This window comes from Pseudomonas sp. S10E 269, from assembly GCF_002798465.1.
GTDB lineage: Bacteria > Pseudomonadota > Gammaproteobacteria > Pseudomonadales > Pseudomonadaceae > Aquipseudomonas > Aquipseudomonas pergaminensis.
The window spans coordinates 4,898,560-4,914,835 of record NZ_PHIJ01000001.1 but is presented as its reverse complement, the minus strand read 5'-3'; the positions used below and the strand labels follow the sequence as shown (position 1 = coordinate 4,914,835).

The window sequence follows — 16,276 nt, the reverse complement described above, 5'->3', positions numbered from 1 at the left end:
TGAGACTGAATACATGTCCAGAGGACATGCCTCGTGGTGAGCGGGGTTCTGTGGTGAGCGGGCTTGCCCCGCGCTGGGGCGCGGAGCGGCCCCAAAAACCGGCTATAGCGTTATACCTCAACGTACCCTGTGATCTTACTGGGGCTGCTTCGTAGCCCAGCGCGGGGCAAGCCCGCTCACCACAGTGTCGGCCTATAACGCCCCCCCGCGAAATGCGCTGGGGCTCACCCCCGTCCACCGTTTGAACGCCCGCCGAAAACTGCGCACATCGCTGTAACCCACCTCTTCCGTGATCCGTTCGATAGACAACCCCGGGTTGCCCAGCAGGCCCATGGTCCGCGCGCGTCGTACTTGCTCCAGCAAGGCTTCGAAGGTCAGGCCATGCTCGGTCAAGCGCCGGCGCAGGGTGCGGCCACTCATGTTCAAGTCGCTGGCGACCTTCTCCAGTTGACTGCCCTGCAGGTCGCGGGAAATCGCGCGTTCGACCGCATGGATAAGGTCCATCTTCTGGTGCAACTGGGCGCTTTCCAGCTCCAGCAATTCCAAGGCCTGGCGCAATGCGAGGGCGTGATGGTTGGGCAAGCGCGCATCCATCCAGTGCGGCGCCAGCACCATGCGGTTATGCAGGCAGCCAAAGCGCACATCGTCACCAAACAGGCGCCGGTACTCGGCGGCATAAGGCGGTGGCGCATGCACGAACTCCATGCGCAGCGGCATGAATGCCGGCCCCACCAGCGTTCGGCCATACACCATGAGGCTGGCGAAGAATTCTTCTGCCGCAAACACCTGCACCTCGGCATAGGGCAACAGGCACTCGACGTCGACAAACACCTCATCGGCGCCCTCAAGGGTGCGGGTGGTGGCGATGCCGCCGGAGGTGTGCTGGTGGCGTTCGCCGATCGCGAAGGCATCGCGCAAGGTCTTGCACAGGGAAATCACATGACCGAGCAACCCCAGGGTGCCGAGCACATTCTGGTTGCCCACCCACAGGCCCAGTCCCTGATCAGGCAGAACCTTGAGCGCACGCTGAATCATCGCCACAGCCTGGCGATAAGAGATGCGTTGGGCCGGGTCTTCCAGGTCGCCCAGGGTAAACCCCAGGCCACGGCACAGGGCGTCGGCACTGGCGCCCTTTTGCGCCACCACCTGCCCAAGGGTCTGCAACAGGAACGGCGACACAAGCGCCAGCTCGAATTGCGGGTCTACGGCTTTCCTTTGCATGGATCACGGGTTCCCGACTGAGTACTTCAGTTCTTGTTTTAGAAACATTCTGACAATCATAGGCGCTTGCAAGATTCGCTGCACCCTGAGTGAAACCTGTCCGGCAAAGTCCCCCTATCTGGCCGCCAAAACCCTGCCCTGCGGGGCGTACAGGGCTTATTTCTATGGCCTGCGGTGACCTAACAATAATAATGAGGCCAGACATGAACCCCACCCGTGCGCTTCACCCGCTGCAATTCGCCCTGTTGAGCCTGATCAGCCTGCCCACCCTGGCCACCGAAGGCGGCGTCGACAACATCGGTCCCGGCACCGATGGGTTCTACATCTTGCCGCTGGATGTGAACAACCTGCCGGACCATATGTTCGCCTTCAACCTCTACTACAACCACTACGAGGCCAGGAAGTTGGACATCAGCTCCCTGGGCGGCAAGGTCTCCGAGGTGCGCATCAAGTCGGACGCGATCATCCCGCGCCTGGACTACCTGAGCCCCGTGCGTATTTTCGGCGGGCGCCTAGGTGGCTATGTCGCGCAGCCGTACCTCAAGCAGCAGGTGGCGCTGTTCGGAATGTCCGACACGCGAGAAAGCATGGGCGACACCACGGTGGCGCCGATCATCCTGTGGGACCTGGGACCCAGCCTGACCTTGGGCGCCGCAGTGGAAATCACCCTGCCCACCGGCGAGTACGACGCTTCGCGGCTGGCCAATACCAGCAACAATTTCTACACCTACAAGCCGTTGGTGTCGGCGACTTGGATGCCTACTGCGCGTACTGAGTTGTCGATCAAGACCACTTACAGTTTCAACAAGGAAAACCACGATACCGACTACCGGTCCGGGCAGATTTTTCACTTCGATTATTCGGCCAGCTACAAGGTCACCGATAACCTGAGCCTGGGGGTGAATGGCTATTACCTCAAGCAGACGACCGACGATAAGCAGTACGGGCATACGGTGGTGAATATCTTGGGTGAAGAGGTGGATGATGGTGTGCGGGGGCAGGTGTTTGCGATTGGGCCGGCGGTGTATTTCACCTTTTTGAAGTACGCGAGTGCGGAGGTGCGGTGGGCCAAGGAGTTTGATGTGGAGAATCGGCCGGAGGGGGATATGTTGTGGGCTAAGTTGACGATTCCTTTTGCTTTGTGAGGTTTGGGGTTCTGTTGGTGTACATATCCGTTTCTTCGGTAACGGCTGGTATGGGTTCCGCATTTACAGCGGGTCACGATGGAAAAAAGCGAGAATGCCGGCAAGCCAGCTCCCACATCGGATCGAGCAATGCCCCAAAAAAAGGGGCGATCATTGATCGCCCCGAACGGTACATCGAGAGGTCCTTTCCCAAGCCTTACAAGCTGATCTGCTTACGCTCCTCCTCCGTCAACCGCGCCCGCGCCTGCTCGCTCAGCGGCCCCGCGCCCAGCACTTGCACCGGGCTGTCAGGGTTGTAGCCAGAGGTTTTCTGCGCCGGTTCCGGCTCCCGTGGCAATGGCTCGCTGCCCAGGCTCAATACCTCGACCGTCATGATCGAAGGCCGACCTTGCTTGGCCGCCGCCTGCTGACTGCGCGCTGCGTCTTCCGCCGCCTGGGACGCCGCCGCCCCGGCCGCGCTGGCCGAACTCATGGCGCCGGTGTTGACGGTGGCGGAGACCGGCACCCCGGACGACTTGCCCTGGGTCTGGATGTTCGCTGCGTTCACCACGCGCAAGGCTGCGATGTTGACGTTGCCCGACACGCGAATGCCCGCCTCGCCCGCGTCGATGGTGCCCAGCGGCGCGATGAGATCGATGTCCCCGGCCGGCACTTCCGGGATCGGGTTGAGCGTGGCGATCCCCGCGCCAGTGCTTGGCACCGACGGCGACAGGCCGACGTTGCCCCAGTTGTCATAGACACGCTTGGGCGGCGTGTACACCACGGTGGTCTTGGAGCCACGGCCGGCGTTGATGTCGCCTTCGCTGGTCCAGCCCATGATCGAGCCGCCAAAGGTGGTCATGATGCGGCTCTGGCCGAGCAAAATGCTGCCCAGGGAATACAGTTGGATATCCCCCGCGCCCTGGGTGATCACGCCCGCCGTCGACGGTGGCGCCGCGCCTTCGATACCGAAGGTCTGGCTGCCGCCTGGGGTGAGCATCTGGATCGAGCCACCGAAGTTGGTGTGCACCCCGGCGCCGCCGAACAGGGTGATATCGCCTTTGTAGCTGATCGGGTTGCCGGCCACGTCCTTGTCCGGGAACAGCGCCGCGATGGCCGCACGCCCCCGCACATAACTGCCCTCACGCACGCCGCCGTCCCTGTTGTACTCGCGGCCAGCGGCCTTGAGCTCGGCGAAGTACACGTCACGGGCGAACACCCGTTGTTGCTCGGCGGGCAACGCCGCGTAGTAGGTGCGGGCCTGCTCGGGGCTGCCGATGAAACCGAAGCGCTCGGCGAGCCAGCCGACCAGCTCGTTTTCGTAGGTCTTGGCGACCTTGCCGCCCTGGATCGACTCGCCGGGTTGCGCCAGGTTGACCGGGTTGAGGTAGGCCTCGACAAAGCGCAGGTAATCCGGGCCATTGGGGCCGACGCCGGCTTGCATCACGATACTGGCGCCGGGGCGCGTGTCGCCCGCCGCCACGGCACCCAGGCTGGTAATGCCGACCCTGTCGTCCATCAGGATATTGTGGCCGGCGGTGATTTCCAGGTTGCCGGGACCGGCGACGTTGAAGCTGCTGTAGAGGATGTCGCGACCGGCACTGACGATGGAGACATCGGTGGCGCCGTTGTGCACGAACAGGTTGCCGGCGAGGGTGTATTGCCCCGTCGCGAAGTCACCGCCGCTGGCACCGCTCAAGCCTGTACCACTGCTGACGATGTCTCGGCCCGCACGCATCCACACCGCGCCCGCGCCTTCGTAGTAGGTCTGGCCCAGACGTGGGTCATCGGCGCCGGTCAAGGTGATAGTGCGCCCACTGCTGACCCCCAGCAGATCGCCCGTCAGGGCATAGAAGCGTGCGGGTTCCAGGCTATTGCCCCACGCCGTGCTGGCGGTGTTGGGACCAAAAGCAAACAACGGGAGGGCATTGCCCAGGCGGGCCAGGTTGCCATCGGCAGAAACAGTGCCGCTGCCCTCCACCCGAACCCCACCGATAAACCCTTGGACGGCTGGCTTGAAGACAGTCGCCAGGCTGTCCGGCGCTGCGCTGGAACGGCTGATGATCAGGTCGCCGCCGTAGATCGAGTCCGCCGCCAGCAATTGCAGTTGCCCCTTGGCCGATGGCGCCAAGACCATCGACTTGAGTGGCTGCGGCGTCTCCGGGTTGTTGGTGGAGGCACTGCCGTAATACAAGCTGCCGCTGGCGGCCACGGCACGCAACGTCGCGGGATAGACCGCCGCCATGTCGGTTTCCACCGCCTGGGTCAACGGCGTGAGGTTGCCACCGGCTGAAAAGAGGTCGATGGCCGTGCGATCGGTCCACAGGCTGAACCAGGTCTGCCCGACACCCGTGACCCCGTCTTTCTGGTAGGCCCACAGGTTCATCTGCGGTGCGCGACCAGGGTCGGCCACTTCCTGCAGCACCAGGTCTCCACGGGTGGAGACGCTGAAGGTCGCGTCGCCCGGCAACAGGCTCCAACCACCCGCCGCGCTCGCAGACGTCGAGCGCATCGCATCATAGGCGCGGACCTCGCTGGGGCTGTGATCCACCGCTCGCGAGCCGTAACGCAACGCCAGGCTACCGAGGCTGCCGCCGGTCAGTTGAACGTGCCCGCGCAGGTCCACCACCGCACCGTTAAGCTGCCCCAGAACGATCTGGCTGCCAGGGTTTACCGCCCCACCGACCCGAACGTTCATATCGCCGCCGCCGGTAAGTTGCAGGCTGCCATCCGCCGCGACCCGGCCGGTGCTGCCGACCGCCAGCACCAAGCCTGTGCTGCGGGGGCTGACATTGCGTGCCACGTAGCCGGCAGCCAGCGGCGCGATAATGCCCGCGTCCCCCCCGACGTCGACATTCAGGTTGCCACCGCCCAATGTTCCGAACCCGGTAAAGCCCACCATCTGGTCGGCGGCGCCCGGTACAGGCGCGAATGAGCCGAAGTTGATCCACCAGGCAGTGCCTTGTGCCTGGCTGCCGCTCAAGCCGTTGCCCTGGCGCCACAGCCAATTGCCGACGTTGGTCGAATCCTGGCCAATGTCCAAGGTTACCGGGCGCCCGGCACCGCTCCCCGCCTTGCTGGTGACGTTGCCGGTGAGATTGCCACCCGCCTTCACCAGCAAATTGCTGCCGTTCTCTGGGTACCAGGCGCCGGCAGGGCTACCCGGTGTAGCGGCGGCAGAAGTGCCGGCGGTGTAGACACCGAACAGCGACTCCATGCTCAAGTTGCCTGCGGCCAACAGTTCCAAGTCCGCCGCGCCGGTACGGATCACGCTGAAGCGCGTGCTGCCGCCAACGATCTTGCTCGGGCCGTAGACGCCGTAATGGCTGTCGGCCAGGCGCAGATTACCGGCCTGCGGTTGCGACTGCAGCGCACGGCTGTCGGCCGCCCGGGTGTCGGCACCCGCCAGCAGGCGCATCGACCAGGCTTGGGAACCGTCGGGCAGCATCGGCGCCGCCGCCCACGACTTGCCTTGCCCATTCGCCCCCGGCACGCGCAATCGCACCGAAGTGGCGTTGCCCGGCAACTTGACGTTGGTGCCCACCGGCAACAACGCGCCACGGGGCAGCAGTTTGGTGCCACTGAGAATGACCGTGCCAGTAGTGCCCAGCTTGCCGGGCAATGGCACGCCCGCAGGCCAGGTCATGATCCGCACACTGGTGAGACTCACCAGCACGTTGCCCGCGTCCAGGATGCTGCCGTTCGCCAAGTCCAGAGGTTCGGTCAGGCGTGTGCCGGCCGGGTGTATTACGTTGCCTGCGGCATCACGTACCGCACCCGCCAAGACCGTGCCGGCAGGCAGTGTCAACGCCGCATTGAGGGTCACCGCCGTCGGTAACCGAGTACCGGCAGGCAAGCTGCGAGCCTTGATCGTCACGTCGAAATTCAGCGTCACGCCAGCGGGGAATGTCGTGCCGTCCGCCAGCGTCACGCCGTTGCCTGGCACCACCACGGTACCGCCGGTGAAATCGATGCCGGCGCGCAGTACCCAGCCATTGTCATCATTGGAGGCCGCGGGCGCGGCGAAGCCGTCGTTGATACTGCCGTAGATGTTCAGGTCGCCACCGGCGCGCAGGGTCAGGCTGCCGGCTTCGGTCACTGCGTGAGTCGGCGACTTGAGACTGGCGTAGCGATAGCCGGACAGGTCCAGATCACCCTGGACGACCAGGTCGCCGTCAGGGGTTTTGCTGATGATCTCGACGCCCGGACGCAGGTGGAACGTGTCGCCGTAGGTGGCGTTGTTCAGGCCAGCCAATTTGTTTTGCACCAGGTCATTGTTGAGCAGTGCCGCATTGATGAACGCCGTGCTCAGCGCGTGTTTCTGATCCAGGTAGGCCTGGGTGATTTCCTGGTACGGCCTGCCACTGGCTGTCGCATCGGTCTTGGCCGGGGCATCGTCATACGTGACCATGCCGTTAAGGGCGATGGAGCGCGCGCCCTCGATTGTCAGGCGCCCACTGGCGTCGATGGCAATGTCATTGCTGCCCAGTCGCGGCGCATTCAGCTCCAGCGTGCCACGGTTGCGCCCATCGTTGCCGGTGGCGTCGGTGCCATGGCGCAGGTCGATGTGCACGCCATCGGCCAGGGTCAGTTGGCCGGTGCCGGACCCGAGCATCACGATAGCGCGGTTGGGCGAGTCGATGATCTTGCCGTAGCTGTCCACGCGCAACTGCGTGCCGTGGGCGTCGAGTACGGCGCTGCCGTCCAGGGTCAGGCCGTTCTTGCCTGCCAGGTTGATGCTGCCGACGCGCTCGCCGCTGGCATCCACCCGGCCCGTCACGCGCAGACTGCCGTTGTCGACCGAGACGTTGACGGTGTTGGCCTTGACGTCGCTGCCGATGATCAGGTCGCCCTGCTTGAGCTGGAAGCTGCGCGCACCAAAGACCTGCCCCTGGTTGAGGCGCTGGTTGAGCGCCGCGAACTGGTCGCTGAGGCTACCGCTGCCGCCCAGGTGCTGGGCCTGTATTTCCACCGCACCGGCCAGGTACGGCACCCGCGTGCCACCGGCGTCGTAGTCTCCGCTGCTGCCGGCAAGGACCTTGCCCGCCAGGTCGACGCTACCCGCCGCACCGCCCACCGCGACGGCGCGCAGTTTGCCGGCCTGGTTGTACTGTGCCGACAGGTCGATGGTGGAGCCCGCACTCTGCCGCACATCCCCTTCGCGACTTTCCAGCAGCACCTCACCGCCTGCGCTATATTGGGTCAGGTCGTTGAACGCGATCGCGTGGCCGGACACATCAACCAACGCGGCGTCGGTCAACACCACATCACCACGGGCACCGAGGGTGACCTTGCCGCTGGGCAGGACCACCGCACTCGCCAAGCGCAGGCTGTCGCCCTGCAGCGACAACTCGCCGCCAAGGCCGTCGACCTTGCCCACCGGGCCGCCCGACGCGCTGATATCGATGGCGCTCCCGGCGGTGATTTTATTCACCGAACCCGCTGCGCCGGTCATCAGCGGCGTCAGGATACTCAGGTTCCCGCCACTGTAGGCAAAGCCCTTGATGGCGTCGTAGGCGCCCTGGCTCTGGTACACCGAAAGGCTGCCCTTATGGTTCGCGGTGATGCGGTCGCTGGCCTTCAGGTTGACGTTGGCAAACCCCAGGGCCAGGCGGTTGAGGCTGGCGGTGGTGCTCGCCTGGGCGAACTCGCCATACCCGAATTCAATGCGCTCGGCGTTGATATCCAGGCGCCCGCTACCGGTGCCCGCCCCCCCCGCCACCACGGTGCCAGGCGCTGCTTCGGCGCCCTGCCAGATCAGGTTGGCGGTATGAATGGTCGCCACGTCATTGGCACCGCCAGCGCCGTAGACGGCTGGCGTGGAGAGCATCAGGTTATTGAGCAGGGACTTGCCGGTCACCGCGTCATAAGTGTCCAGGGTGGTGGTGCCGTAGAAGTTGAAGCTGTCCCGCGCCGACAATTGCAGGGTTTCCAGGCCAGGAGCGCCGAATTGAGTGTCGCCGCGCAGCAGGCGGTCGAGTACGGCCTGAGTCAGGGTCAGGCCGGCGGGCAGACGGTTGGCCGCGGCGGCGGCAGCGAGCGCCTCGGGGCTGCCGACGTTGATGCTGCTCAGACCCAGGTTGAGATGGCGGGTGCCGTAGCGCACCTGGTCGCCCATTTGCAGGGTGCTGTCGGTCAAGACGGCGATGGTGCCTTCCGAATACAAGGCTGTTGGCCCACTGCACGGCGCGCTGTTGCACACACCTATCTGGATGCCTTGGCCCACTTCCGATTGCTTGGCGGCGACGACGTTGAGCAGGCCGTTGGACACCGCCAACACGTTGGCCATGTTGTAGACAAAACCGTCACGTGCGTCATAACCGACCTTGCCGCGCCCGATGGTGTTGATCGAAGCGCCTTGCTCCACCACGATACTGCCGGTGGAAGCAACCAGGAACACTTCCGGCGCCGCCAGGGTTGCGCCATCGCGAAGAATCAGCGCACCCGTGGTGCCAGCCGCCAGGTTGATGTAGTTACCGCCCTGGCCATAGTTGACCACCGTCATCCCACCGACCAGCAAGCGCGAAGCGCCCAGCGCATTGAGGCTGTCCGCATTCAGGGTGACACCATTGAAACCACTGGTGACACCGCGCCCTGCCCCGACGATTTCAATGTCGGTGTCGACGCTGCTTGAGTTCCTCACGGAAACGCTGCCGCCGTAACCGCCGGCAGCCGCCTCAAAGCGCCCGATGCCCTGGAACGAGAAGGCGTCCTCACCCGCGCCCGAACGCAGCACCAATTGCAAGGTCTTGGCGTCCACCGGCAGCAATGCCCGAGGTACGCCGAGCCGGGCGGCATCCGCTACAGCAAATTGCGCGTAGCCGGTCTCGTTGTACTGCGAGTAACGGCGCAACGTATCGGCGGAGGTCAGGATCACTTGGCTGTTGAGGCTGTTGGCGATACCTGTGTTGGCAATCGACAACCGCCCCGCCGTGGACCAGGAGCCATTGCGCATCGCCTGCGCCGAACCGTCGCTTGCCCCTGCGGCGAGCCCGTTGATTTCCACCCGGAACGCCCCCGGCGTCAGGGCATACGTGGAGGGCATCAGGGTATAGGTGCCTGCCGCCAGCCCCGGCACACCGGCGCCGATGGTGATTTGCTGGCCGATCAGCGGGTCGACCGCGCCCCCCTCCGGCGCCACCGGGGCATAGCCCGGTTGCACGCCCGGCACAATTGCGTAGACCGGGTTGGTACCCAGCCCCGGCAGGACAAAACCGCCGTTCGCACCGAATTGCACCAATGGGTTGTAACGCGCATCCGTGGAACCGCCGCGCCCGGAAATAAAGCCGGCCCCCAGCAATTCCCCACCGCCCGACAGATCCAGGGTCGCGTCCGGCAGCACCGCCACGGACTGCCCGCCCAACGTCACGCCAACCAACAGGTTGCCGGCGTTGTTCGCACCGCCCTGGCCAATGAACGTCACGGTCTTGCCGTTGTATTTGTAGATCTGGCCGTCCACGGTCCCGCCGTACGGCAGCACCAGGCCCTTGCCGCTCACCGAGGTGAGGCTGCCGGGCAGCAATTCCACGCGGGTGGAACCCAGCCTGCCGATTTCAATCAGCCCCAGCGGTGCGCGGACCACACCGCCCTGCTTGATGGTGGGGCCGCCTAATTGAAGGCGGCCAAACACCGAGTACGGCATGGCCGCATTGCTGTTACCGGTGCGAGCAATGGTCAGGGTGCGCGTCGGGTCGTAGGTGAAGCCGGTGTCGACGTCTTGATTATCCAGGAAGCCTGCCAGCACCCGTGCCCCGACTTCGGTAGCCGGGTACAGCTGCGCCGCGCGCAGGGTCATGTCACCGCGCGTCATCAGTTGGGTGCTGATGCCTTCGGCGATCACGTCCGCCCCGGCGCCGGCCAGGAAGCGCAGGTCGCCCTGGCTGGTCAGTTGCACATCATCGAAACCACGACGGTCGACATTCACCAGGCTGGTGTCGCTCAGCGGCAGGTTGCTGTTGTTGCCGAACAGCACGTTGCCGCGCACATCGATCAGGTTACCGCTGGCGGCAAACAGCGCCTGGCTGGCGCGTTGCGACATGCCGGTGGTCAATACCGGGTGCAGGTACTGGTCCTTGGCCTCCAGCGGTTCAAGGATGCCCGCCAACAGCAGGTACGGCGCCGACAGGTTGATACGGGAATTGTCCGCCGCCTGTTCCGTGAGGCCCATGGCGCCGCTGTACAGGCGCAGGCTTTGGCCCATGTGCAGTGACACGTCACCGTCAAAACCCAACAGGCCGTTGCTCAACACGGCGAGGTTGTCGAACCCGCCCGCGTTGACCTGGTCGACGCCAAGGCGACCATGACCATATTCCAGGCTGGCGGCCGCCGCGTCGGCGGTGTCCGGCAATGCACTGCCCTGGTGGGTCTGGCTCAGCACCAGTTCGCGCAGCTTGAGCACGCGGTCGGTGACAGCGTTCTTGGCGTAGTACGGGCTTTCCAGGGCCAGGGACAAACTACCGCCCGCCGCACCGGCGCCACCGGCGCGGGCGACAAAGCTGCCATCCAGGTACAGGCCGTTATTGGAGGCAAAACTGATGCTGCCGCCATTGCTTGCCACCTGTACCCGGCCCTGGCCTGGCACATCCAACGCCGCCTGGGTACCGGACGCGTCCAGGCGCGCGCCGTCGCGCACCACTACAAACAGGTCGCTGGCCTTGGCAATGCCGGTCGCCAGGTCGATGTCGCCACCGATGCTGATCTTGCCGCCGTTACGCACCTGGCCGTAGACACCGCCACGATTGTTCACCGCCGTGACCGCCCGCGATGCGACGTCGATCAGCGCGTTCTCGCCCACCCAGATCGAGCGGCCATGGCCAATGGCGTTGACCGCCTCGGACGCCTGGACCGTCAAGCCGCCAAGGCTGACGCTGCCCCCCCAGGCATTGAGGGTGCCGTTCAGGGTCAATTGGCCGACGCTGCGCAGGTTGATGCCCTGGCCGGGGTCGACGTTGATCACGGCGCCCTTGCCCACTGTCAGGGCCGTGGTGGCCAGTTCGGCGGCCGTCGAATCGCGATGGCCGGCAGTCAGCGCCAGGCTGGCGCCACGGCGCTGGGTCAGCACACCCTTGGCAGCGTCTTCCTGGTAAAGCGCCGGGGTCCAGCGCTCCAGGGCCGTCGCCGGGTCGCTGCCCGTCGGCGTGGCCGACGTCTGCTCGCCCAATCGGTAGACGGGCGTGGTGACATCCACCTGGGTACCATCCGTGACCAGCAGCCCTTCGTTGCCGCTGATGTCGTACGCCGAGAAGCCCTTGTTGAAAAAATCCCCTGCCAGTTTCAGGGTATCGGCGGTGGGCGCCGTGCCGCTGTCGCCGATCTGCACCTTGCGCGCCTGCAATGCCAGGGTGCCGCCGCCCGTGACGCCATAGCCACGAATCTCACCGTCCAGCGCCAACGCACCGAGCGCCCCCAGGGTCACGTCGCCGCCCTTGCCGCCGACGAGCTTGCCGTCCACGCCGAGGGTGGCCCCAGAAGATGCATCCACCACACTGCCCTGCGCCAGGCTCACATTGCCGGTACCGCGCAGCGATACCTTGCCGCCGTTGACATAGGCCAGGCCGCTGGTGTCGGAAGGGTTCAGTGGCAGGTTGTTCCAACGCCCGCTGGCATCCAGCTTGACGCCGCTGGCGACGTTGACCGTGCCCGCCCCCGCTGCAATTGCATCCTCAACGGCCCCGGCTTTAAGCGGGTTGACCTGGCTGAGCAGGTTGCCGGCGTTGATACTGCCGCCGTGGGCCGTCAGGTTCGCATTGAGAGTGACCCCAGGCCCGAACAGGGTGATATCGCCGCCGTCCGCCACCTTGAGCGCGCCATTGACGGTGATCTGCTGTGTGGCGCCCACCTTGATCGCGCCCAGTTGGTAGCCATTGAGGGGGTCACTGTCGAGCACCATCTTGCCTTGGCGATCCGCCGGCAGTGCTGTGGTGAGGTCCAGGCCATCGGCAATGTTCTGCGTGTTGCTGTCGATCAGCACTTGGTCGGTGGCGCCACTCAGGGCGTAGCGCAGGGTGCCGGTGGTCTTGTTGTAGATCGGAATGTACTGACCAATGATCAATTGCGCCCGCTGGGCCATGGCCTTCTTGGATTGCTGGTAACCGTCGAGGTTGATACTTGGCGCCTGGGTCTGGCGATCACCCTGGAATACATCGCTGATCAACTGGCCTTCCAGCACTGCGCTGGTGGTGCCGATCACCAGTTTGCCGGCATCGCGGCCCACGGTGTAGCCGGCCTCATACCGGCGTTGCGGTGCAATCAGCGGGTTGTAGTAGTACTGGGTCTGGCCCCAGCGCGCGCTGTTGTCTTCATAGCCTTTGTAGAACCCCGAATAGAGGATGTCGCCCGGCGCCTTGGAGAGTTCATACAAGCGGCCATTGGGACCCTTGAGCCAGGTTTGCTGGATGTAGCCGGCTTGCACGTCCACGGTACCGCCGGACAGGTTGATCTGCGCGCCCTTCTGGGTCACCACATCGTTGCCGGTAAAGGTCACGGTGCCGCCCTGGGCCATCCATTCACCGACCGTGTGCCCCTGGGTGCCGAGGTAACCGCCAACTTCCAGCAAGCCGCCGGCGGTGTACCAGCGATCCGTCGCATAGCCGTTGGTGCCCGCCGGTACAAACACCAGCTCGCGCAGGTCTACCCACACATCGTTGTTGATCAGTTGCCCGCCGTCCCGGTTGACCGGCGCATCGCGCTGCTCGTTGCCCTGCACGTTGATCTTGATGTTGTTGGATTCCATCGACACCTTGACGCCGACCGCGCCTGACACGTCGATCATCGCGCCATCGCGCACCAGGCTGCGCCCCGTCGCGCTGACCGCCACCTGGCCGCCGGTGGCCAGGGTGATCGAGCCTTTCTGGAAGTCCACGGTGCCGCCGCTGACGATCTCGATCCGCGACTGATCGGTACGGTCGGCCACGGTGCTGAGGTTGTTGAACGGGCCGGTGATCAGGTTGGCCGGCGTGCCATCGAGCTTGATCAGGCCGTTGTCTTTCTGGCCGTTGAGGGCGGTGCTGCCACTGGCGTCCAGCAGGATCGCGGTGGTGCTGCCCTCGCCCAGGGTCACGCTGCCGGTGGTGTCGGTGGCAGCGCTGAGCAAATGAAGGGTGCCGCGCGTGTCCACCGACGTGCTGGCCAGGGCTACGCCGTTTTGCTGCACCTGGTGACCGGTCAGGGTGATGTCGCCGGTGGAGGCCATGATCAGGCCACTGTTGGTGACCTTGCCGGCACTGCTGCCGGCGTTGAGGCTAGTCGCCACTTCATTGCCGCGCGTGGTGGAGCGGTCGTTGCCGGTGGTGCCGACGCCCTTGCGGATGTAGAAGCTGTCACCCGCCGCCAAAGTCGTCTGGCCCTTGGCGGTAATGAGGGTGCCGGCGTTGTCCACTTCGGCGCCCAACAGCAAGGCGTAACCGCCGGCATCGGTGGACGTGGCCGGGTTGTGGGTCTGGATCACGGCGCCACGCTGTACCTGCACCTTGCCGGCGGCATCGGTAAAGGTCGGCTGGGTGCCGTTGGCGTCGACGTAGATACCGCGCTGGGTGAACTGCTCGTCGGTGATGTTCGCCGCTGCGGCCACCAGGTTACGCACATTCACCTGGCTGGTGCCGCTGAACACCACGCCGTTGCGGTTCATGATCATCACCGTACCGGCGCCGTTGATCTGGCCCTGGATCTCGCTGGGCCGCGCATTCGGATCGTTGACGCGGTTAAGCACCGCCCAGCTGGACTGCTGCTGGAAATCCACGGTGGTGTTGCGCCCGACGTTGAAGGTCTCCCAGTTGAGGATCGCCTTGTCGGCGGTCTGCTCGATGGTCACCGTGGTCTTGCCGCCGGACTGGCTCTGGGTCGGGCCCTTGGCGTTGGTCCAGCCCTGGGTGAGGCTGTTATCGACCTGCAGGCCGCCCTTGCCCAAGCCATCGGGAACGTTCGAGACCTGGCCGAACGCCGCCTGGCGCCCCGCTGCTTGCGCCGCCTGCTGGGCCGCAATCGCCGCGACGCTGGTGTTCAAGGTGCTGATGGAGCGCGACAACTGCTGCTTGACGCGCGCCTGTTGGTTCAACGAAGGAATCCCCGGCACCTGGCCTGCACCGGTACGCGCCGCCGTGGCCGCCTGGGACGCGCCCTTGTCGGCAAACCAGCCGGAACTGAACGCCGTGGCCGCCTGGGCATTCCCCGCCACCATCAACAACGCAATGGCCTGGGCCAGTGGTTTGAGGCGCAGGATTGTCTCTGGGGCTTTGAGGTTAACCGGTGATTTGCAGCGGACCATCTGGAATCTTCCTTCTTGGTGTTAGCCCAGGGGCAAGACAAGCTCACGTATGAGGGTTAGGCGGTTGGCAAGGGGCGCGACTGAACTTCTGTCATGGAAAGTTCACATGCGGCTGTTAACGCAAAAAAATCAGCAACGGCACAGGCCGTTGCTGATCAGGTGGTGCGGGTCTTGGGTAGCTTGGGTTACAGCGGACGACCGATGCCGTTGCAGACGTTGGTCTTGCCAATGCTCAGGGCGCTGGTGGACGTTACGAACGTGTCGGTGATGGCGGCTTTCCAGTTAGCGGGCAGCGGTACGAAACGGTTGGCCGAAATGGCGTCGTCGTTGTTGGCGGTTTCGCCGAAGTGCTTGGTGAAGAAGTCACGCACCTGGGTAGTCTGGCCAGCGTTGGCGTAGCACTGGCTGAAGATCAGGTTGGTGAAACCAAGGATCGGGTAGCCCGAAGTCGGGTAAGGCTGAACGCCGGCCACACCGTCTTTACCGAACACTGGCACCCAGTTGTCCGGTTGGGTGATGTCCAGTGGAGCGCTAGGATCGTTAGGGGCTGGAACCAGTGCGATGGCATCCGACACGTTGCCTGGCGCTGGCGATACACCTTCGATGCCGTTGGCGACGTCTTTACCGACGCGAGCGACTTTGGTGGCGTCGTCCAGACCTTCCAGGGTGGTCGCGGCGTAGTCAGGGCTCATGTAGGTGATGCGGCCTTGATCGGCGTTCAGGGCGGTCATCACGCCTTGGCTGCCAGTGGCGGCAACGGCGCCAACCAACGGCGTCAGGCCCAGGCTGTAGCTGTTGGCGAAGGTTGTGGTGACAGCGAAGGTGCCAGGCTCAGTGGTGCACTTGGCATTCAGGAAGCGGGTGAACAGCTCGGTAGTGCCGCTGCTTTCGCTGCGATAAACCACGGTGATCGGGCCGGTACGGCCAGAGCCGGAGATACCCGACCAGTTAGTGATACGGCCGGAGAACACACCGCACAGCTCTTTGACGCTCAGGTCAACCGCTGCAGTACCGCTTTTGTTGAACGGGATGGCAACCGAGGTGGCAACCGATGGCACCTGGATCAGCTTGCCCCAGGCAGCTTGTTTGGTGGAAGCGTAGGTCGACAGCTCAGCCGAGGTCAGCTTGGAATCGCTGCCTGCCCAGTGCACGTTCTTGTTGGTCACGCCGGCCACGAACTTGGTGTAGTCGTTGGTCAGGAAAGCCGCTTTGCCGTTGCCGCTGCCCACGCCGATGTAAGGGGCGAAGCCGGCAGTGAGTACGCCGGCAGTCTGGTACAGCGGTTGTGGCAGGGTTGCACCGCCGCCGTTGATGTCAGCCATTGCAGCCTGTGCCGAGCACAGGGCAGCGAGGGTCATGGATACCGCGAGAACGTTGCGCTTAAACATGAAGAATCTCCTTTCGTCGTGTTTGTACGTTGGGGTAGATGGCTCTTGCATGACGCCATGGCTTCGGTCCCAAGCCGTCTTCCGGGGGTGGCCGGGGGTGAAAACCATGGGAGAGAAATTCGCAGTTTCCGATGACGGTTGTAGGAAAAAACCTCGGGAGGAACACCTTGATTTTTAAAAAGATTCTCGGGTGTTTTGGTCATCGTTTTGAGCGGTTTGGGCACAGGTGACAGCGAGGTTTCAGCGCAATGGGCTGCAAGCGCCGTGGGACGTCGGGATGT

4 protein-coding genes are annotated in these 16,276 nt (G+C 64.3%); 1 reads left to right on the top strand and 3 read right to left on the bottom strand.

The genetic code is table 11. The annotated features are described in order from the left end of the window. Positions 1-192 precede the first annotated feature (192 nt). Positions 193-1,221 (bottom strand): AraC family transcriptional regulator, encoded by a 1,029-nt coding sequence (locus CWC48_RS22850; protein ID WP_100490395.1) that lies wholly within the window; start codon positions 1,219-1,221, stop codon positions 193-195. A 203-nt stretch (positions 1,222-1,424) separates the two neighbouring features. Between CWC48_RS22850 and CWC48_RS22845 the strand changes: the two genes are divergently transcribed. After that, positions 1,425-2,366, top strand: coding sequence for a transporter (locus CWC48_RS22845; protein ID WP_078049040.1), 942 nt, complete (start codon positions 1,425-1,427; stop codon positions 2,364-2,366). 196 nt (positions 2,367-2,562) lie between these two features. Here the strand turns inward: CWC48_RS22845 and CWC48_RS22840 are convergent, their stop codons facing one another. Both CWC48_RS22840 and CWC48_RS22835 read right to left on the bottom strand, forming a co-directional pair. After that, complete coding sequence (locus CWC48_RS22840; RefSeq protein WP_100490394.1) at positions 2,563-14,607, bottom strand: filamentous hemagglutinin family protein; 12,045 nt, start codon at positions 14,605-14,607, stop codon at positions 2,563-2,565. A 185-nt stretch (positions 14,608-14,792) separates the two neighbouring features. After that, the gene (locus tag CWC48_RS22835; protein WP_100490393.1) at positions 14,793-15,995 is read right to left on the bottom strand and encodes a substrate-binding domain-containing protein; all 1,203 of its coding nucleotides are present in this window, start codon (positions 15,993-15,995) and stop codon (positions 14,793-14,795) included. Between the last annotated feature and the right edge of the window lie 281 nt (positions 15,996-16,276).